Below are 18,757 nucleotides of genomic sequence, written 5' to 3'. Positions count from 1 at the left end.
GCGCGTGGCCCCGCGACGCCCCCCGCTTCCGCGGCGTAGCGGAACGTCCCGGCGGAGTGTTGTCCGGCGCCCCGGGACGGTCGTCCCACGCTCGGTCAGGCCCCGGCCCCCGGCTGCCGGAACCGCCGGTGGAGGACGGCTCCGCCCAGCGCGAGTGCGGCGCCACCGGCCAGAGCGGACAGGATCTGGTCCGCACCGGTGTGGGCGAGGGACGCCGACGCCTGTGGTGAGACGCCGTGCGGGACCGGCTCCGGCTGGGCGCGCTCCTTCTCGGGCACGGACGGCTCCGGCTTCGGCTTCGGCTCCGACTCAGGCTCCGGCTCCGGCCTCACCGGAGGCCGCTCGGGCCCGGGGTCCTCGCCGGAGGCGTTCACCGACTCGTTGCCGACGGCCGGGTTGCCGATGCCCACGACGTTGACGCTGTTGCCGCTGACGTTCACCGGAAGGTGGACCGGCAGCCGCACCCCGTTGCCGGAGAGCACGCCCGGCGAGTCCTCGGCGCCGCCCTCGGCGACCGCGCCGCCGGACATGCCGGTGCGGGACGTGCCGGTGCCGGACGTGCCCGTGCCGGACGCGCCGGTGCCGGCGGAAGCGCCCGTCCCCTTGTGCGCCGTACCGCTCCCCCCGGTGTTGGCGCAGCTGTTGCCCGCGGCCGGGTTGAGGAGCCCCGCCACGTTCACCGTGTTCCCGCACACGTTGACCGGCGCGTTCACCGGGAGCTGGACGGTGTTGCCGGAGATCAGCCCGGGCGAGCCGGCCGCGGATCCGTCCGCGGCGGCGCCGTCGGACGCGAACGCGGCGTACGCCGGCATCGTCACGGCCAGCGCGCCGGAGGCGGCGACGGCGAGCACTCCGTTTCGGGTAACCCTTCTCATGCGGTTCCCTGCCTTCCACACATGATCACGGGCGCTCGCCCGCACCGGTTAAAACGCGGACGCACCATCCGAGTTATGGCTTATAGGCCTTTCACTCCATCGAGTGGCCATTTTGTCGAACAAGCGGCAGAGCCCGTACGCCCGCCGTAACCCTCCGTTCCCTCGTAGAGACGGTCCACAGGCGAGGTCCACTGGACCCGCTTATGGTGATCGAGGGCGCCGACCACCGGTCCGCGACGGGGCGTCCGGGAGGCATCGATGCTGGCCAAGCTGTCGACTCGGCCCTCGGTCCGGCGCTGCGCGGTCACCGGCGCGCTCGGGCTGGCCCTGCTGGGCGCGGGACTGCCCGCCGCGACCGCGGACGATCCCGCGCCCGGCCTGTCCCGGTTCTACGACCAGAGGATCACCTGGTCGGCGTGCGAGGGCATGGACGCGCCGAAGGACCTGCAGTGCGGGAAGGTCACCGTCCCCCTCGACTACGACCGGCCCAAGGCGGGAACGCTCGACGTGGCCCTCGCCCGGTACCGGGCGACCGGTGACTCGCGTGGTTCGGTGCTGCTGAACTTCGGCGGGCCTGGCGGCTCCGGGGTGAACGAACTCTCCGCCGGCGGCAAGGACTTCATGCACCTGACCAACGGCTACGACGTGGTGACCTTCGACCCCCGCGGCGTCGGCCGGTCCTCGCCGGTCACCTGCGGCCCGGCCACGCTGGACATCATGGAGGCCACGGACGGGGACGAGGAGCTCACCGATCCGAAGGACGTGCTCAGGCGCCTGCGGGACGCGGCCGCCGAGTGCGCGAAGCACTCCGGTCCCGTGCTGCCCCACATCGGCACGGTCAACGCCGCCCGCGACATGGACGTGATGCGCCGGGCGCTCGGCGACGACCGGCTCAACTACCTCGGCTTCTCCTACGGAAGCCGCCTGGGCGCGGTCTACGCCGCCCAGTTCCCCGACAAGGTCGGCCGGATGGTGCTGGACGGGGTGGACACGCTGACGGAGTCGCTGACCGAGCAGGGGCTGGCGGGCGCGCGGGGGCAGCAGACCGCGCTGGAGAACTTCCTCGACTGGTGCGTGGAGGGCATCACCTGCCCGTTCGGGCAGGACGCCAGGGCCGCCCGGCGGCAGGTCGTCCAGCTCGTCGCCTCGCTCGACTCCGACCCGGTTCCGACGGGCTTCGGCGAGCCCTTCTCGGGACAGGACATGGTGGGCGCCATCGGTCAGGCGCTGTACAGCCGGGAGCTGTGGCCCACGCTGGAGCGGGCGCTCGCCCAGCTGCTCGAGGACGGTGACACGCGCGGCCTGGAGGGCTTCGTGTCCGGCGGCGTCACCTTCCCGGTCCGCGCGCGGGGCCCGGCGGAAGCCGGCGGCGGGCTCACCGACCAGGAGGACGTCCCCATGGACAATCTGCCGGCCGCCCTGATGGCGATCAACTGCGCCGACGACCCCGACCGTCCCACCGCCGACCGGGTCGCGGGTTCCCTGGGCCGACTGCGCGCACGGTACGAGGAGGCCTCGCCGGTCTTCGGCCGGTACCGGCTCACCCAGGTGCTCATGTGCTACGGCCGGCCCAAGGGCACCGACTTCGTCCGGGACGACGTGAAGGACCTCGACACCGCGAAAATGCTGCTGGTCGGCACCCGGGGCGACCCGGCCACCCCGTACCGCTGGACCGTGGAGACGGCCGAGCGGCTCGGCCCCTCGGCCGTGGTTCTCGACAACAAGGGCGAAGGGCACACCGGTTACGCGTCCTCCGAGTGCGTGCATCGCAAGGTCGACGACTTCCTGCTCTACGGCACCCTGCCGCCCGACGGCAGCTCCTGCGGCCCCGAGGCCTCCCGGACCTCCCAGGACGACGACTGATCCGGACGGCTGGTCCGGACGACGGGAGCGGATGACCGGACCGGATGACCGGACCGGACGATCGAACCGCACGACGGACGGGACCGGCCAGGTCGGACCGGCAGGCGATTTGCTCCGAATGCCTGATACGCCCATCAGTCCTATCGTGCTGACATGGAGCACGATCTGAGTCCCGTCACCCTCGCCGAACTGCGGCGCCCCCGCCCGTACCCGGCCGTGTCCGTACTGACGCCGACGCACCGCCGCGAACCGGACAACACCCAGGACCCCGTCCGGCTGCGCAACGTGGTCGCCGAGGCCAAGAGACAACTGGAGGACGATCCGGCGGTCACCCGCGAACGGCGTATGGAGGTCTCCCGGGAACTCGACCGGGCCCTCGCCGAGGTCGACCTGACGTACGCCGAGGACGGCCTGGCCCTCTTCGCCGCCCCCGGCGAGCACCAGGTCTGGACGCTCGCCCGTTCCGTGCCCGAGCGCGTGGTCCTGTCGGACACCTTCCTGACCCGCAACCTCGTCGCCGCGCAGGCCGCCGAGCGGCCGTTCTGGGTGCTGTCGGTCGCCGCCGACCGCGTCACGCTGTGGAGCGGCGGCGCGGGGCGGGTCGTCGAGGACCGCACCGGTGGCTTCCCCCTCGACCGGCCTCCGGAGAACTTCGACCCAGAGCGCCAGGAACGGATCGGTGACGCGCCGAGCACCTTCCGGGACGAGGGCACCCGCCGGTTCCTGCGCGAGGCCGACGCCGCGATGGGCAGGGTCCTGCGCGCGCACCCCCGGCCGCTGTACGTCACCGGTCCGCAGGCCGCGCTGTCCCTGCTGGAGGAGGCCGGGAGCGCTGTGCGGGACGCGGTACCCGTCCCGCACGGCGGCCTCGCGCACGGTACGGCCGAGGCCGTGTGGCAGGCGGTGCGGCCGGTGCTCGACGACGAGGCGCGGGGCTGGGTCGAGGCCGTGGCCAGGGAGCTGGAGGCGGCCCGCGGGCGCAAGGACTTCGCCGCCGGCGTCGACGAGTTGTGGGAGAGCGCCCGCACCGGCCGCGTACGGCTGCTCGCCGTGGAGGAGAACTTCCGGGTGACCGTGCGCGACGACGGCGAGCATCTGGTGCCGGCGGACGGCGGCGACCTCGACGCCCGCGAGGACATCGTGGACGAGATCGTCGAGCAGTGCCTTCAGACCGGTGCCGACGTCCGATTCGTGCCGGACGGCGCGCTCGGGGAGGCGGACGGTATCGCGGGGGTGCTGCGGTACTGACGCCCGCCTCCCCGGCCCGGGGACTCCGCCCCTCTTGACGACCATGAAACCCTGTTCGCCGTACACGTACCCGCTCCTCGGCGGGTGGTGCGGCGGACGGGGAAGGAGCCGGCGGAGCGTGAGCGATCTTCTGGGTGTGGCGGTCCTGGGCGCGGGGCACATGGGCGCCGATCACATACGACGCCTCGACGAGGTGGTGAGCGGCGCCAGGGTCGCCGCGGTGGCGGATCCCGACGCCGAGCGGGCGGAGGCGGCCGTGGGCGGAATCGACGGCGTTGTCGTGCACACCGACGCCGAGGCCGCGCTCGACGCGCCGGGCGTCGAGGCGGTGCTGATCGCCTCACCGGGCGAGGTGCACGAGGAGGCGTTGCTGGCCGCCTTCGCGCGGGGGCTGCCGGTGCTGTGCGAGAAGCCGATGGTGCCGGACTCCGCGGGCGCGCTGCGTGTGGTGGAGGCCGAGGCGCGGCTGGGCCGGAGGCTGGCGCAGATCGGCTTCATGCGGAGGTACGACGCCGAGTACCGGCAGCTCAAGTCGCTGCTGGACGGCGGGCGGCTGGGCCGGCCCCTGATGCTGCACTGCGTCCACCGCAACGTGTCCTCCCCGTCGCACTTCACCTCGTCGATGCTGGTCACCAGCTCCGTCACGCACGAGATCGACGCGGCCCGCTGGCTGCTCGGGCAGGAACTGACCGCGGTCACGGTGCTCCGCCCGCGCCCGTCCGCGGGGGCGCCCGAGGGGCTGCTCGATCCGCAGTTCGTGCTCTTGGAGGCCGAGGGGGGCGCGCTGGTCGACGTGGAGATCTTCGTCAACTGCGGCTTCGGCTACGAGGTGCGCTGCGAGGCCGTCTGCGAGGCGGGCAGCGCCCGGATCGGCGACGCGCACAGCATGGTGGTGACGGCGGGGGGCGGAGCCCGCGAGGAGGTGCCGCAGGACTACCTCGTACGGTTCGCGGACGCCTACGACCGCGAGGTGCGGGCCTGGGTCGACGCCACCCGGCGGGGCCGGGTCACCGGCCCGGGCACCTGGGACGGGTACGCCGCCTCCGCGGTCGCCGAGGCCGGTGTACGGGCCCTGGAGACGGGAGCGCGCACACCCGTCGAACTGGCACCCCGCCCGGCACCGCTCGGCCCGTCCTAGAACAGGGGTTCACCGAACACCAGGTCGACGACACCGAAGGGCCCCGGCCCCCGTCAAGTCCCGTACGAGCCCTACGACTTGCCCATGGTTTCGCGTACGCCGTTCGGGTCCCCAAGCCACTCCGGGAAGACTGTGGCATATGCCAGGAGCACCACCGTATCGTGTGTCGCCAAATCCCTTACGGGGCGTCGCGGGCTGTGCAACAGTCGTAGCGGTCCTTCCGCCAGCCTCGGTTCCGCCCTGGTCGTACCGTCAGCACATCGGAGTGCGTCATGTCGTCCCATCTCTCCGCGGACCACCCGGCCGCCCAGCCACCGGGACACGGCTCGGTCGAGTCCCTGATATCTCAGGCGCGGCGGCTGAGGGGCGACGTGGACGCGGTACGGCGAGGCAGCCAGGACGACGGAACGGACCCCCGCGGACGCTGGCAGCGCGCCCTGTACGACCTGGCGCTGCACCAACTCAGCGACATCGACGAGCACCTGGCGCAGCTCCGGGACGGACCGGCGCCCGCGCCACGGCCCGGTTCGCTGCTCAGCCGGGTCGGCAGCGCGGAGTGGAACCTGCTGACGGACGAGGCGGAGTGGTCCGGCGAGCTCTTCCACATCCTCGGCCTCGACGACACCGCCGCCCCGCTCAGCCTCGACGAACTCCCGTCCCTGGTACTCGCCGAGGACCGGCCCAAGCTGACCGCGATGGTCACGGACTGCCTCGTCGACGGCCGGCCCATCGACGGCGAGTTCCGCGTCGTACGCCCCGACGACACCGTACGCACCGTTCACATGATGGGCGAGCCCGTGCTCGACGCCGACGGCAGTACCGCCTCGATGTGGGCGGTACTGCGCGACGTCAGCGAACTGCGCCGCAGTCAGCGGGCGGTGAGCGAGACCCGTGACTCGCTCGGCCGCCATCCGCTGCCCGCGGACGCCGGGCAACGGGCCGCGGTCGAACCGCGGGAAGCCGTGCCGCCACCCTGGCACGGCCTCCTGCGGTTCCCGCACCAGGGGCGGCCGGGCCTGGACCTGGCCGCCGGGTACCTGCCGTCGCGGTCCCACGCGCCCGGGTGCGGCGCCTGGTACGACGCGTGCCCCCTCGCCGGCGACGAGACCCTGCTCAGCGTCGGTGACCTCGCCGGTCCGGGCGCCGAGGGGGCCCAGGGCCCGACAGTGCTGATAGGCGCCCTGCGCGGCCTGGCGACGGCGGGCACGCGACCCGGTCAACTCCCGGAGCGCGTCGACCGGTTACTCGAGGACGCCGCGCTGCCACCCGTGCGCTCCGCCCTGTACTGCGGTTACCGGCCCCACACCCGCACGCTGACGTGGGCGCACGCCGGACACCCCGTCCCGCTGCTGTTCCGCGAGGGGACGGGGCGCGAGCTGGAAGGACAGGCCGGGACGACCCTCCGAGCCGGCGACCTGCTGCTCCTGTACACCGGCGGACTCGCGCCCGCGGACGTGCGGCGACTCCTGCCCCTGGCTCCCCGGCTGACCCAGGTGGAGTCGGCACAGGACGGCGTACGCCTCGTGACGGAAGAGTGCGGCGAGTACCTGGGCCGGGACGACGCCTGCGTGCTGATGGCCCGGGTGACGTCCTAGTCGACGCGTCGCACGCTATGCCGGAGCGGTGTTGCCGCCCCTCCCCTTTCCCTTGGACGGCTTGTTCTTCGGCAGCGCCAGTTCGATCTCCTCGCGCAGTTCCTGGATCCTCGGATAGTCGGCGTACTGGGCGGTGAGCCGGTACATCTGACGCAGCCGGTCCCAGGTCCGCTGGGAGGAGTTGGACCCCATCGACACCAGGGCGAGGCGCGCGTACCGGTCCGCCTGTTCGGGGTCGTCGGCGATGAAGCAGGCGGAGGCCATGGACAGATAGTCGAAGATCTTCGACCGCTGGCGGCCGTCGATCCGCAGGGCCAGGGCCTTCTCCGCGTAGTGCTGCGCGTGTGCGGCGGCCCCGGGCTCGAACTCGGCGAGCGTCCGGTAGGCCAGGGCCTGCATGCCGTACAGATCCTCCTCCTTGAACGTCTGCATCCAGTCCGGCGGCGGCACGTCCGCCTTGTCGGAGACGAAGAGGTCCTCGGCCCGCCCGAGGGTGCGGCGCATCGCCTGGCCCTTGCCCATCGAGGCCTGGGCCCAGGCCTCGATGGTGTAGAGCATGGCCTTGGTGCGCGGCAGCACCTCCTCGCCGGAACCGGACTCGGCGAGCTTCATCAGGTCGAGCGCGTCGTCGGCCCGGCCCAGATGGACCATCTGACGGGCCGCCCGGGAGAGCGCCTCGCCGGCCCGGGGCCGGTCCCCGCCCTCGCGCGCGGCGTGGGCGGCGATGACGAAGTACTTCTGGGCCGTGGGCTCCAGGCCGACGTCGTGCGACATCCAGCCCGCGAGGACGGCGAGGTTGGCGGCGACGCCCCACAGGCGTCGCTGGAGATGGGGTGGGTGGTGGTAGGCGAGCATGCCTCCCACCTCGTTGAGCTGGCCCACCACGGCCTTGCGCTGGAGACCGCCGCCACGGGCGGCGTCCCAGGCGCGGAACACCTCGACCGAGCGCTCCAGTTCCTCCACTTCCTGCGACCCGATGGGGGCTGCCTCGTAGCGGTCGAACCCGGCGGGGTCGGCGTGCAGGGGATGGTGGAGGTCGGGAGCGTCGGCAGCCAGGGCCGGGTCGGTGTGCAGCCAGTCGTGCATGGCGTCGCTGAGTGCGGATCCCGCGGCGAGCGCGGCGCCCGCGCCCACCAAGCCGCGTCGGTTGAGCATGAGGTCCATTCCCGTGAATTCGGTGAGGACCGCCGCAGTCCGCTCGGGCGCCCACGGCACTCCGTCGGGATGCTCCTCGCTCCCGCCGCGTGACCGTTTCCCCGCACGCCCGTGCCGGACCAGACCGAGGTCCTCGATGGTCACGACACGGCCGAGACGCTCGGTGAACAGAACCGCCAGCACCCGCGGCACCGGATCGCGCGGGATCTCTCCCATGTCGATCCACCGCCGCACCCGCGAGGTGTCGGTCGCCAGCTGGGGGTGGCCCATGGCCGCCGCCTGCCGGTTGACCAGCCTCGCGAGCTCGCCCTTGGACCAGCCGGCCAGGCCGAACAGGTCCGTCAGACGCGTGTTGGGTTCGCCGCTCACGTCAAGCCCCCAGGTTCTCGGCTGAGTTGAATGTAGCCCCGTGCGGGTTGCCGGGCGACTATTCGCCACCGTTCGCCAGGGTGCGCCAGATGGTGTGCCACGGCCGGCCGGGTGTCAGGTAGGAATGCGCCACCCCGACCCGGTCGCCGCGGGGTTACTCCCCAGGGTGGCCCCCGGGCGGCCGGGCGGGCGGCGCGACGGCTTTCAGAAAGCGTTCCCTTCCGTACGCAACGGTCGGGCACCGCTTCAGGCAGGCACAGCAGGCACACGAAGGGATCTGTCTCGCCCATGTACGCAGCATCGTCCTCCGTGTCCGCCCCGCAGCGCTCGCTGCACCCCCGCCCGGCGGCGGGCGGCGGCCCCTATCTCGCCCCCGCTCGTCCCGCGGCCCCGGTGCTCGGGGCGGGCAGGGCGCGGCACGGCGCGGGCCCCGGCACGCAGCCGCTCAGCGGGAGAATCGACCTGTCCGGCCCTCAAGGCGCCCAACTGCGCGCGGCGATCGCCTCCGTGCACCGGATCTGCCCGGAGTTCGCCCCGGTGCAGGTGCTGCGCCGCAACGGGCGGTCCGTGCTCCTGGTCGGTACGACCGGGCGCAGCACGGCGGTCGCCAAGTGCTTACTGGACCACTCCCCCGCGTGGGCGGAGCGGATCAGGCACGAGATAGGGGCATACCGCTCGTTCGTCCGGCACCGCCCCCCAGTGCGGGTGCCGAGGCTGATCGCAGCGGACCCGGACAACTGCACGCTGGTGATCGAGCGGATGCCGGGGCGGGTGGCGGCGCTGCAGCGGCACCCGCTGGAGGCCCCGCCGCGGGCGGACATCAGAGCGGCGCTCGGCGCCCTCTGCCGGCTCAACGCCTGGCGGCCGCCGGCCGGCACCTTCGACGCCCCGCTGGACTACGCGGCCCGGATCTCCCGGTACCACGAGCTGGGGCTGCTCACCGACCGGGACCTGGGCGACCTGCAGAAGCTGCTGCACGGCATCGCCCACGCGGGCGGACGCCAGGGCATGGGCCAGTTCTGCCACGGTGACGCACTGCTGTCCAACGTCCTCATGTCACCGGCCGGTCCAGTGCTGGTGGACTGGGAGCACGCGGGCTGGTATCTCCCCGGCTACGACCTGGCGACCCTGTGGGCGGTCCTCGGTGACGCCCCGGCGGCCCGCCGCCAGATCAGCCAGACCGCCCAGTCGCCGGGCACCGCCGCACGCGACGCGTTCCTGGTGAACCTGATGCTGGTGCTGACCCGGGAGATCCGTACGTACGAGACGGCCGTGCAGCGTTCGATGCACGACACGGTCCCGGCACCGTCGGCGCCGGCCCACCCGGGTGCCGCGCCGTCCGGCGAGGAACAGCGGCTGCTGCTGCGCCGGCTGCACGACGACTGCCAGATGGCCCGTCGGGCGGTGCGCGCGGCGGTCGGCACGCGCTGACACGAAGGCCGACGGTCCGCGGTGTGCCCTTCGGAGGCGCACCGCGGATTTTGTGCGCCCTGATCCTCGCAGTGATCATTGGTGTACGCCACTGACGCCGCGCAGGCCCGTGAGCCGCCGCCGCGAAACCCGCCCGCCCCCGGCTGACGTGGGGAATCTCCGTAAGGACGGCATGATTGACGGATCGTCGGACCGCCGGGTACCACTGACCCACGCCCGGCCCCGCACGCCCCGCCACGCCCGACCGTCACAGGAGGCCGTTTTGCGAGGTTCCCCCGTCGTGCCCGCCCTGGCCACCGCGGCACTGCTGTTGCCGTTGCTCGGCGCGGCACCGTCCGCCGCCCGGCCCTCCGACGCCCCGCCCGGACCGGACCGCCTCCAACGCGCGTTCGCCACCGCGGCGGCCGAGTACCAGGTGCCGCAGAGCGTCCTGCTCGGCGTCTCCTACCTCCAGTCCCGCTGGGACGCGCACCCCGGCGCGCCGAGCGTGACCGGCGGCTACGGCCCGCTGCACCTCACCGACGCGCACACGGCACTGGCCGGAGCCTCGCACCACAGCGAGGGCGCCGAGGACCCGCGCGGCGACGACGCCCGCGCCCCGCTGCGCCCGGCGGCCACGGCGCCGCCCACCGTCCTGCCGGCCCGGCTGACCACGCTGCCGAAGGCGGCCGAGCTGACCGGGCTGAGCCCCGACGAGCTGCGCGAGGACCCGGCGGCGAACGTGTCCGGTGGTGCCGCGCTGCTCGCCGCGGCCCAGCGGGAACTGGGCGAACCGCTCAGCGCGGACCCGGCCGACTGGTACGGGGCGGTGGCCCGTTTCTCGGGTGCCGAGGACTCCGCGACGGCGGCGGCGTACGCGAACGACGTCTACGAGGTGATCCGCGCGGGCGAGCGACGGACCACGGACGCCGGGCAGCGGGTCGCCCTGGCCGCCCGCCCCGACGTGACTCCGGACGTCTCGCAGCTCGCGGGCGCGGGTCTGCGCGCGTCCTCGGCCGCCGGTACCGAGTGCCCGAGGACGGTGTCCTGCGAGTGGCTCCCGGCACCGTACGAGCAGTTCGGGGACGGCGACTACGGCAATCACGACCGGGGGAACCGGCCGGCTTCCCAGCGCATCCGGTACATCGTCGTGCACGACACGGAGGGCGCCTGGAACGGGGTCCTCGACATGGTCCAGGACCCGACGTACGTCTCCTGGAACTACACGCTGCGCTCCACCGACGGTCACATCGCCCAGCATGTGAAGGCGAAGGACGTGGCGTGGCACGCGGGGAACTGGTACGTCAACGCGAAGTCGATCGGCCTGGAGCACGAGGGTTTCCTGGCGGACCCGGACGCCTGGTACACGGAGGCGATGTACCGTTCGTCGGCGCGGCTGGTGAAGTATCTGGCGAAGAGGTACGACATCCCGCTGGACCGGCAGCACATCCTCGGCCACGGCAACGTCCCCGGCACGACCACCGCGACGATCCCGGGCATGCACACCGACCCGGGCCCGTACTGGGACTGGGGGCACTACTTCCGGCTCCTCGGCCGCCCCTTCACGCCGACCGCCGGCAAGAAGTCCGGCCTGGTGACGATCCGCCCCGACTACGCCACCAACCGTCCCGAGTACACCGGTTGCGCGACCAGGGGCGAGCCCTGCGCGGCGCACGGTTCCAGCGAGGTGCGGCTGTACTCCGACCACGACGTGAACGCGCCCCTGATCAAGGACGTCGGCCTGGGCACCACTCCGACGACCGGGGTGAACGACCTGTCCTCCCGCGTCTCCACGGGCCAGCAGTACGCGGTGGCCGACCGGTGGGGCGACTGGACGGCCATCTGGTACCTGGGCCAGAAGGCCTGGTTCCACGACCCGCCGAGGAACCCGGCGGCGGTGCCCGCCTCGGGCGAGGTGGTCACCCCGAGGGAGGGCCTGGAGAGCGTCCCGGTGTACGGACGCGCCTACCCGGAGAAGGCCGCCTATCCGGCGGGCGTGCCGGCCCAGGCCGTGTCCCCGCTGCCGTACCGGCTGTCCGAGGGGCAGCGGTACGTGGTCGGTGAGAAGGTGCCCGGCGAGTACTACTACGCGGTCACCTTCGACGAGGCCTCCCACCGGGTGGTGACCGGCGAGGACATGTACTACGAGATCCAGTACGGCCACCGGGTCGGGTACGTGCGCGCCGCCGACGTCACGCTCACGACCGTGCGGTAGCCGGCCCGGTCAGCCCTGCTGGAAAAGCTCCGCCGGGAGCGGCTTCAGCAGGGCGTACAGGTCGTCGGTGATGGGGCGGTCCCAGGCGGCGATGGTCACCAGGACGCCGTCGCTGCGGTCGAACTGCACGCAGGAGATCCGGCTCTCGGAGAGCTTGAGGCGGCGCACGATGAGCAGGTTGTCGCCCTGCATCACCGGGACGTCCTCGGCGCCGACGACCGTGATCTCCTCGTCGTTCTCCAGCGCCAGCAGCAGCTGGGCGACCTCGAACGGGATCTCGCCCTCGGGGACCTCGCGGGCCGGGGAGCCGGTCGGCAGGTTGCCGATGATCATCGCGGGGCCGCGGCCGCCGAACAGGTCGTAGCGCAGGAAGACGCCCTGGCAGCTGCCGTCGGGCGCGGGCAGCAGGCCGGCGCCCAGGTTCCCGGGCCAGTCGCCGGGGTCCATGGCCAGTACGTCGAAGTCGGGCCCGGCGGGCGTGGCGCTGCGGCGGCGGAGGAACGACATGCCGCCATGGTACGTGGCCCGGGGCCGTGAACGGCGTGCGGGCGGGTGTCCGGGCGGGCTACACGGTCCGCTTCCGGCGTTCGTGGTGGCGGGCCACCCGGGCCCGGTTGCCGCAGGACGGTTTGCACCACTCCTGGCGGGGGTGCTCCTTGAGGAAGTAGCGCACACAGCGCGGTGCGTGGCAGGCCCGCAGCCGCTGCCGGTCGGGTCCCGCGAGGAAGCCGATCACGGCTTGGGCGAGGGCCGCCGCGAGGTCGGGCCCCCCGCCGTGCGCGGGCTCCGTGCGTACGACGGGTCCGGCGCCGTCGGCCCAGTCCAGGACGGGGACGACGGGTGTGCGGGCGGCGGCCGTGTTCAGGCGCCGCAGGGCCTCGGGGACGGACAGCAGGCGGGCGGCGTCGGCGGGGCTCGGCGCGCCGGGGCGCACGGTGCGGGCGAAGAGGGCGCGGGCGGCGGCGCGTACCTCGCGGACGCCGGCCAGGGCGGTCTCGTCGGCGGTGAAGGCCTCGGCGTCCGGCACGATTCCGGGGTGGGCCCGGACCCAGGTGGTGAGACCCCCGAGGTCGCTCAGGTCGTCGGCGACACCGCCGTGCCCGTCGTGCCGGACGGTCAGCGCGAGGTCGAGGGCGAGCCGGGTGTCACTGGCGGGCGAATCCTGCATGGGGCCGATGATAGGCACCCGGGTTCCGCGGGAGGCAGGGGCACGGAACGCCTCGGGGCGCCACGCGCGGGACCGGCGACGCCCCGTGCCCTCGCCGGGGACCGGCCGCCCGCCCCTGCCCTCGCGCCGAGCCCGCGTCACACCCGGGGCGCAGGCGAGCTGTGTGTATCTGTGGCAGGCCACTCCCTCGTACGCCTCGGTCTGCGCCCGGTCCGGCGGGCCGGGCCACGACGCGGATCCGGCAGACCCGCGCCTGCGGCGGCCGGCCCGGCGACCGGGGCCCGGGCCCGTCACCCTTGGGGCAGAGTCGCGGGCCGCACGCGTCCTCACTCCTCCGGCGGGGCCGGCGGCACCACCGCGACCGGGGAGACCGCGTGCAGCAGGACGGCGTGGGTGACCGACCCCATCATGCGGGCGGGGGCCAGCAGGCGTCGGCGGTGACGGCCGACGACGACCAGTTCGGCGTCGCGGGAGGCGGCGACGAGGTGTCCGGCGGCGTCGCCGGGCAGGACGTACGGTTCGGCCCGGACGTCGGGGTGGCGCTCCCGGTACGGGGCGAGGAAGCCGTCGGCCAGGACCCGGGTCTCGCTCTCGATGGAGACCTCGTCGATCACCGGCGGCATGATCTGGCCTGCGGCGGCCCAGGTCTGCACCGGCCACGGGTAAGCGGCGACCACCTGGAGGCGGGCGCCGCGCAGTGCGGCCTCGGCGAAGGCGAAGGACAGCGTGGCCTCGTCGGGGCTGTCCACGTGCAGGCCGACGACCACCCGGGGCCCCTGGCCGTCGGGTGCCTCGCCGTGGACCTCGCGTCCGGGGCGGGGCACCACGACGACGGGGCACTCGGCGTCGCGGGCGGCGGCCAGGCCGTTAGAACCGAGCAGCAGGCTGGCGAAGCCGCCGCGGCCCCGGGAGCCGAGCACCAGCAACTGGGCGTCGGTGCCCAGTTCCGGCAGGGCGGCGCCCGGTACGCCCTCCATACCGACGTACTCCGTCGCCACCGCGAAGGCCCGTCCCTGGAGGTGCTCGCGGGCCTGGTCGAGCACCGGGTCCTCGCCCGTGTCCGGCGGGCCCGCGACCAGGACGTCGGTCTGCGCCCAGGCGGCGTACTGGCGCACGTGCACCACCCGCAGACGTGCCTCGCGCCGGTGGGCGGTGTCGAGAGCCCAGTCGAGAGCGCGCAGGCTGTCGTCCGAACCGTCGACCGCCGCGATGACCGGCAGGGTGGTGCTCATGGGTTCCTCACCTCCGGAGTACGACTGTTCTCCTTCATGGCGTCAGCCTCGCTCAGGCGTCGGCCCGAAAGGGCGCTCACGGTCGCGTGTCCGGAAAATGGGGTGCGACACCCCCGGATCGGCCGGACGGAGCCACCCGGCTCACCTCCCCGGCAGGCCGCTCACGTGAGGTCGAACTCCCCTTCCCGCGCTCCGGACACGAACGCGCCCCATTCCGCGGGGGTGAAGATCAGGGACGGTTTTTGCGGGCTGCCGCTGTTCCGCATGGCGATGAACCCCTCGACAAAGGCGATCTGGACATCCCCCAGGCCCCGGCTGCTGGACTGCCACTGCGCGTCGCTGAGATCCAGCTCCGGCTTGTCCCAGCCCGTGAGCGGGCGCTGTTGGGTGGTGCTCTCGGCCACGTCCGTGCTCCTCCCGGTTTCGTCGTCCGCGGGTCAGCCTAGCGACCGGGTCCGACCGCCGACAGGCCACGTGACGGGTGCCTTCCGGAAGATCGGCGCCGTGCTTCCCCCCATCGCACCCGGCAGTGCCGGCCGGGTGGCCGCAGCCCGGCGCCCGGCCGGACGGCGACCTCGGCGGGCGGGGAGCGTCTCCACATCGCACGCCCCATTGACACGACCCGTCACTGACAGGAAAGTTTCACTCCGCACGGCGATCCGGGAAAGATACTTTCAGCTTCGGTGGCGGGAGGCTCTTCGATGGCCGGACAGGCGACGAGCGGATTCACGCGGCGTCAACTGGGCGCCGGCGCCCTGGCCCTGGGCGGTGCCCTGGCCATCGCGCCGTTCGCGGCCGGACCGGCCGAGGCGGTCGGGGACAAGGGCCGCCGCCCCACTCTGCGGCGCGGCTCCGCCGAGCGCGCCGGGCTGCTCCCGGGCCATCTGCGTCAGCTCGTCACCGACGCCGAGACGTTCCTCGGCCCCTCTCCCGAGCACCCGTGGTACGCGGGCGCGGTGCTCCTCGCCGGCCGGGGCGGCACGGTGGCGCTGCACGAGCCGATCGGCATGGCGGTGCGCTACCGGGCCTACGACGAGGAGACCGACACCGGTGTCGAGTTCCCGGCCGGGGAGCAGATCCCGATGGCCGGGGACACGGTGTTCGACCTCGCGTCGATCTCCAAGCTGTTCACCTCGATCCTCGCCGTGCAGCAGCTGGAGCGGGGCGCGCTGGAGCTTGAGGCGCCGGTCGCCTCGTATCTGCCGGGCTTCGGGCGCGCGGGCAAGCAGGACATGACGGTCCGGCAGCTGCTGACGCACACCTCCGGCTTCCGGGCGTGGATCCCGCTGTACAGCGCGCCCACGTACGAGGAGAGGGTGCGGCGCGTCTACGACGAGGCACCCGTCAGTGCGCCCGGCACGGCGTACCTGTACTCGGATCTGAACATGATCTCGCTCCAGCTGGTGCTGGAGGGGGTCACGGGCCGGCCCCTGGACGTCCTGCTGCGCGAGCAGATCACCGGTCCGCTCGGTCTCGACCGCACCCGCTACAACCCGCCCGCCTCCTGGAGACCGCGGATCGCGGCCACCGAGGACGCCCGCCCGCCCTGGTCCGGCCTCGACCGGGGGCTGGTGTGGGGCGAGGTGCACGACGAGAACGCCTTCAGCCTCGGCGGCGTCGCCGGTCACGCGGGGGTGTTCTCCTGCGCCTGGGACCTGGCGGTACTCGGCCGCGCGCTGCTCAACGGCGGCTCCTACGGCCGGGCTCGCATCCTGCGGCCGGAGTCGGTGGAGCTGATGTTCACCGACTTCAACACCGATTTCCCGGGGGACGAGCACGGCCTCGGCTTCGAGCTGTACCAGCACTGGTACATGGGTGCCATGGCGACCCCGCGCACGGCCGGGCACACCGGTTTCACGGGCACCTCGCTGGTGCTCGACCCGACGACCGACTCGTTCCTGGTGGTGCTGGGCAACTCGGTGCACCCGGTGCGCGGTTGGCGCTCGGGGTCGGCTCCCAGAGTCTCGGCCGGCACCCACCTGGCGCGGGCCGTGCCGGTACGTCCCGCGCACGGGCGTACGGCGTGGTTCTCCGGGACGGCGGGTGCCACGACGGCGACGCTCACGCTGCCCGTGCTGGACACGTCCACCGGCGGGGCGCGGTTGCGCTGCGCGCTGTGGTGGGACACCGAACCCGGGTCGGACGCCCTCGTTCTGGAGGGCACGACCGACGACGGCACCACGTGGGAGCCCGTCCCGTTCACCACCGAGCGCCGCGGCGGGGCGCCACTGGGGCATCCGGCCGGGTCGGCGACCGGCTGGTCGGGCCGCGCGTGGCACCGGCTGACGGCCGATCTGCCGACCGCCCGCGCACTCACGCTGCGCTGGCGGTACACGACCGACCGGCTGTACGTGGGCCGCGGGGCGTATGTCGACGGACTGCGCGCCGAGGCGGCGGGCGACGTCCTGTTCCACGACGCGCGCCCCGCGGACGCGGCGCGGATCGAGGCGGTGGGGTGGACGGCGTCGGCCGACTAGCGGGGCGGGCGGGCGGTCGCCTCTTGTCGTCCGCGTCCGCCGTCCGGTGTCCCGCTAGTCGTTGAAGACGGCCTTCTGGACCTCGTTCGGTCCGTCGAAGCTGTTCTCCTTCAGGCCGTCGAGCCGGCTCACCACCTTGCCGTCGGCCTTGTTCTTGCGGGCGCAGTCGACGAGCGCCTCCTTGTCCGCCGGGTAGTCCATGCCGCTGAGGGCTTTCTGCAGGTCGATGGGGCTGAGGTCCGCCATGGCAGGCTCCTTGTCGTGCGAGTGAAAGATACGATATGTCCGCTATGTCGCGGTACCCAGCCCGGTCCGACACATGCGCCGTCAGTTCGCCGTCCGCTCCAGCACCGCCATCGCCGCGTTGTGCCCCGGCACCCCGCTGACCCCTCCCCCGCGCACCGCGCCCGCGCCGCACAGCAGTACGTTCGCCTGCCCGGTCTCCACGCCCCAGTGGCCGGTGCCCTCCTGGGCGTGGGGCCAGCTCAGCTCACGGTGGAAGATGTTGCCGCCGGGCAGGCGCAGGTCGCGTTCCAGGTCGAGCGGCGACCTGGCCTCGACGCAGGGCCGCCCGTCCGCGTCGGTCGCCAGGCAGTCCGCGAGGGGCTCGGCCAGGTGGGTGTCGAGCTGGGCGAGGGTCGACCTCAGCAGTTCTCCGCGTACGGCGTCGTTGTCCCGGGTGAAGAGGCGGGCGGGCGTGTGCAGGCCGAACAGGGTGAGCGTGTGCATGCCCTTCGCGGCCGGGTCCGGGCCCAGGATCGTGGGGTCGGTCAGGGAGTGGCAGTAGATCTCGCAGGGCGGGGCGGCGGGCGGTTCGCCGGCCGCGGACCGGGCGTACGCGGTGGCCAGTTGTTCGTAGCCCTCGGCGATGTGGAAGGTGCCGGCGAAGGCCTCGCGCGGGTCGGCCGCGGGGTCGCGCAGGCGCGGCAGCCGCGTCAGCAGCATGTTGACCTTGAGCTGGGCGCCCTCGGAGGGCGGCGGCGGTGTCTGCCCCGTGAGCGCCGCCAGTTCCCGCGGTGAGGCGTTCACCAGGACGTGGCGTGCGGCCGCCACACCCTCGCCGTCGGCCGAACGGTAGGTGACCTCGGCCGCTCGCCCGTCCGTGTCGATCCGCACCGCCTCGTGCCCGGTGGCGAGCACGGCGCCCGCGGCGCGCGCCGCCGCGGCCAGGGCGTCGGTGAGGGCGCCCATGCCGCCGACCGGCACGTCCCAGGCACCGGTGCCGCCGCCGATCACGTGGTACAGGAAGCAACGGTTCTGGCTCAGGGACGGCTCGTGGGCGTCGGCGAAGGTGCCGATCAGGGCGTCGGTGAGGGCCACTCCGCGGACCAGGTCGTCGGCGAAGTGCTCCTCGATCGCGACGCCGATCGGCTCCTCGAACAGGGCTCGCCAGGCCGCCTCGTCGTCGACCCTGCGGCGCAACTCGTCCCGGGTGGGCAGCGGCTCGGTGAGGGTCGGGAAGACCCGCTGGGCGACACGGCCGGTCATGGCGTAGAACCGCTGCCAGGCCGTGTACTCCCGGTCCGAGCCGGTGAGCCGGGCGAAGGACTCCCGTGTCCGGCGCTCGCCCCCGCCGACGAGGAGCCCGGTGGGCCGCCCGTCCCGTTCGGCCGGCGTGTACGAGGAGACGGGGCGCCCGCGCACCCGGAAGTCCAGGTCCAGTTCCCGCACGATCTTCTTCGGCAACAGGCTGACCAGGTACGAGTACCGCGACAGCCGTGCGTCGACCCCGGCGAACGGCCGCGTGGAGACGGCCGCGCCCCCGGTGTGGTCCAGCCGTTCCAGCACCAGTACGGAGCGGCCGGCCCGGGCCAGGTAGGCGGCGGCGACCAGGCCGTTGTGGCCACCGCCGACGATGACGGCGTCGTAGGTGCGGGAGGTCCGGGGCGCGGTGGGCGGGGTCATGGCTCTTGGTAACACGGGGCGGGCGCGGGCTGCCAGGGGTGCGGTGGGCAGGTGGCCGACGGTGCCCGGGGGTCGGGTGCGGAGCCCACGGACCGGCCGGCGGCAGG

At 73.5% G+C, this 18,757-nt stretch carries 15 protein-coding genes; 7 read left to right on the top strand and 8 right to left on the bottom strand.

The genetic code is table 11. The features are described 5' to 3' along the window. Positions 1 to 95: 95 nt before the first annotated feature. Positions 96 to 875, bottom strand: a complete 780-nt coding sequence (locus ACH4NX_RS04480; RefSeq protein ID WP_398126992.1) for a chaplin — start codon at positions 873 to 875, stop codon at positions 96 to 98. A gap of 258 nt (positions 876 to 1,133) precedes the next feature. On the opposite strand from ACH4NX_RS04480, the gene ACH4NX_RS04475 reads away from it, so the two are divergent. From ACH4NX_RS04475 to ACH4NX_RS04460, 4 genes are all read left to right on the top strand, one after another. Beyond that, entirely contained in the window at positions 1,134 to 2,738 is a 1,605-nt protein-coding gene (locus tag ACH4NX_RS04475; RefSeq protein ID WP_398126993.1) for an alpha/beta hydrolase, read from the top strand. 153 nt (positions 2,739 to 2,891) lie between these two features. Then, positions 2,892 to 3,986: a chemotaxis protein gene (locus ACH4NX_RS04470; RefSeq protein ID WP_351398901.1), complete on the top strand. Its 1,095-nt coding sequence runs from the start codon at positions 2,892 to 2,894 to the stop codon at positions 3,984 to 3,986. A 118-nt stretch (positions 3,987 to 4,104) separates the two neighbouring features. Then, positions 4,105 to 5,124 carry a Gfo/Idh/MocA family protein gene (locus ACH4NX_RS04465; RefSeq protein WP_398126994.1) on the top strand — a complete coding sequence of 340 codons (1,020 nt, stop codon included), beginning with the start codon at positions 4,105 to 4,107 and terminating at the stop codon, positions 5,122 to 5,124. A 272-nt stretch (positions 5,125 to 5,396) separates the two neighbouring features. Then, entirely contained in the window at positions 5,397 to 6,719 is a 1,323-nt protein-coding gene (locus tag ACH4NX_RS04460) for a PP2C family protein-serine/threonine phosphatase (RefSeq protein WP_398126995.1), read from the top strand. Between the two features lie 15 nt (positions 6,720 to 6,734). Here the strand turns inward: ACH4NX_RS04460 and ACH4NX_RS04455 are convergent, their stop codons facing one another. Continuing rightward, on the bottom strand, positions 6,735 to 8,243 hold the full coding sequence (locus tag ACH4NX_RS04455; protein WP_351398908.1) for a hypothetical protein: 1,509 nt from the start codon (positions 8,241 to 8,243) through the stop codon (positions 6,735 to 6,737). A gap of 288 nt (positions 8,244 to 8,531) precedes the next feature. Between ACH4NX_RS04455 and ACH4NX_RS04450 the strand changes: the two genes are divergently transcribed. After that, the gene (locus tag ACH4NX_RS04450; RefSeq protein WP_351398910.1) at positions 8,532 to 9,674 is read left to right on the top strand and encodes an aminoglycoside phosphotransferase family protein; all 1,143 of its coding nucleotides are present in this window, start codon (positions 8,532 to 8,534) and stop codon (positions 9,672 to 9,674) included. Between the two features lie 172 nt (positions 9,675 to 9,846). After that, positions 9,847 to 11,868 carry an N-acetylmuramoyl-L-alanine amidase gene (locus ACH4NX_RS04445; RefSeq protein WP_398126996.1) on the top strand — a complete coding sequence of 674 codons (2,022 nt, stop codon included), beginning with the start codon at positions 9,847 to 9,849 and terminating at the stop codon, positions 11,866 to 11,868. Between the two features lie 9 nt (positions 11,869 to 11,877). Here the strand turns inward: ACH4NX_RS04445 and ACH4NX_RS04440 are convergent, their stop codons facing one another. The 4 genes from ACH4NX_RS04440 to ACH4NX_RS04425 all read right to left on the bottom strand — a co-directional run bounded on the left by ACH4NX_RS04440 (position 11,878) and on the right by ACH4NX_RS04425 (position 14,672). Then, the gene (locus ACH4NX_RS04440; RefSeq protein WP_055420395.1) at positions 11,878 to 12,375 is read right to left on the bottom strand and encodes a hypothetical protein; all 498 of its coding nucleotides are present in this window, start codon (positions 12,373 to 12,375) and stop codon (positions 11,878 to 11,880) included. Positions 12,376 to 12,433: 58 nt separating this feature from the next. After that, on the bottom strand, positions 12,434 to 13,036 hold the full coding sequence (locus ACH4NX_RS04435; protein WP_398126997.1) for a CGNR zinc finger domain-containing protein: 603 nt from the start codon (positions 13,034 to 13,036) through the stop codon (positions 12,434 to 12,436). Positions 13,037 to 13,362: 326 nt separating this feature from the next. Then, entirely contained in the window at positions 13,363 to 14,268 is a 906-nt protein-coding gene (locus ACH4NX_RS04430) for a universal stress protein (protein ID WP_351398915.1), read from the bottom strand. A gap of 161 nt (positions 14,269 to 14,429) precedes the next feature. Beyond that, positions 14,430 to 14,672: a DUF397 domain-containing protein gene (locus ACH4NX_RS04425; RefSeq protein WP_351398916.1), complete on the bottom strand. Its 243-nt coding sequence runs from the start codon at positions 14,670 to 14,672 to the stop codon at positions 14,430 to 14,432. 297 nt (positions 14,673 to 14,969) lie between these two features. On the opposite strand from ACH4NX_RS04425, the gene ACH4NX_RS04420 reads away from it, so the two are divergent. After that, positions 14,970 to 16,745: a serine hydrolase gene (locus ACH4NX_RS04420; protein WP_398126998.1), complete on the top strand. Its 1,776-nt coding sequence runs from the start codon at positions 14,970 to 14,972 to the stop codon at positions 16,743 to 16,745. Between the two features lie 54 nt (positions 16,746 to 16,799). On the opposite strand, the gene ACH4NX_RS04415 is transcribed toward ACH4NX_RS04420, so the two are convergent. Both ACH4NX_RS04415 and ACH4NX_RS04410 read right to left on the bottom strand, forming a co-directional pair. Next, a complete protein-coding gene (locus ACH4NX_RS04415; RefSeq protein ID WP_351398920.1) occupies positions 16,800 to 16,991 on the bottom strand; it encodes a DUF2795 domain-containing protein in 192 nt (63 codons plus the stop codon). An 81-nt stretch (positions 16,992 to 17,072) separates the two neighbouring features. Next, positions 17,073 to 18,650, bottom strand: a complete 1,578-nt coding sequence (locus tag ACH4NX_RS04410) for an NAD(P)/FAD-dependent oxidoreductase (protein ID WP_351398922.1) — start codon at positions 18,648 to 18,650, stop codon at positions 17,073 to 17,075. Positions 18,651 to 18,757: the final 107 nt, after the last annotated feature.

It is taken from the genome of Streptomyces sp. NPDC017225, from assembly GCF_044331465.1.
GTDB lineage: Bacteria > Actinomycetota > Actinomycetes > Streptomycetales > Streptomycetaceae > Streptomyces.
This window is presented reverse-complemented; position numbering and strand designations above follow the sequence as displayed.

Bases quoted from the DNA above. Each gene is read 5' to 3' on its own strand.
- ACH4NX_RS04445 (WP_398126996.1), top strand. From the start codon at position 9,847: ATGATTGACGGATCGTCGGACCGCCGGGTACCACTGACCCACGCCCGG.
- ACH4NX_RS04450 (WP_351398910.1), top strand. From the start codon at position 8,532: ATGTACGCAGCATCGTCCTCCGTGTCCGCCCCGCAGCGCTCGCTGCAC.
- ACH4NX_RS04470 (WP_351398901.1), top strand. From the start codon at position 2,892: ATGGAGCACGATCTGAGTCCCGTCACCCTCGCCGAACTGCGGCGCCCC.
- ACH4NX_RS04475 (WP_398126993.1), top strand. From the start codon at position 1,134: ATGCTGGCCAAGCTGTCGACTCGGCCCTCGGTCCGGCGCTGCGCGGTC.
- ACH4NX_RS04440 (WP_055420395.1), bottom strand. From the start codon at position 12,375: ATGTCGTTCCTCCGCCGCCGCAGCGCCACGCCCGCCGGGCCCGACTTC.
- ACH4NX_RS04410 (WP_351398922.1), bottom strand. From the start codon at position 18,650: ATGACCCCGCCCACCGCGCCCCGGACCTCCCGCACCTACGACGCCGTC.
- ACH4NX_RS04460 (WP_398126995.1), top strand. From the start codon at position 5,397: ATGTCGTCCCATCTCTCCGCGGACCACCCGGCCGCCCAGCCACCGGGA.
- ACH4NX_RS04435 (WP_398126997.1), bottom strand. From the start codon at position 13,036: ATGCAGGATTCGCCCGCCAGTGACACCCGGCTCGCCCTCGACCTCGCG.
- ACH4NX_RS04415 (WP_351398920.1), bottom strand. From the start codon at position 16,991: ATGGCGGACCTCAGCCCCATCGACCTGCAGAAAGCCCTCAGCGGCATG.
- ACH4NX_RS04480 (WP_398126992.1), bottom strand. From the start codon at position 875: ATGAGAAGGGTTACCCGAAACGGAGTGCTCGCCGTCGCCGCCTCCGGC.
- ACH4NX_RS04430 (WP_351398915.1), bottom strand. From the start codon at position 14,268: ATGAGCACCACCCTGCCGGTCATCGCGGCGGTCGACGGTTCGGACGAC.
- ACH4NX_RS04420 (WP_398126998.1), top strand. From the start codon at position 14,970: ATGGCCGGACAGGCGACGAGCGGATTCACGCGGCGTCAACTGGGCGCC.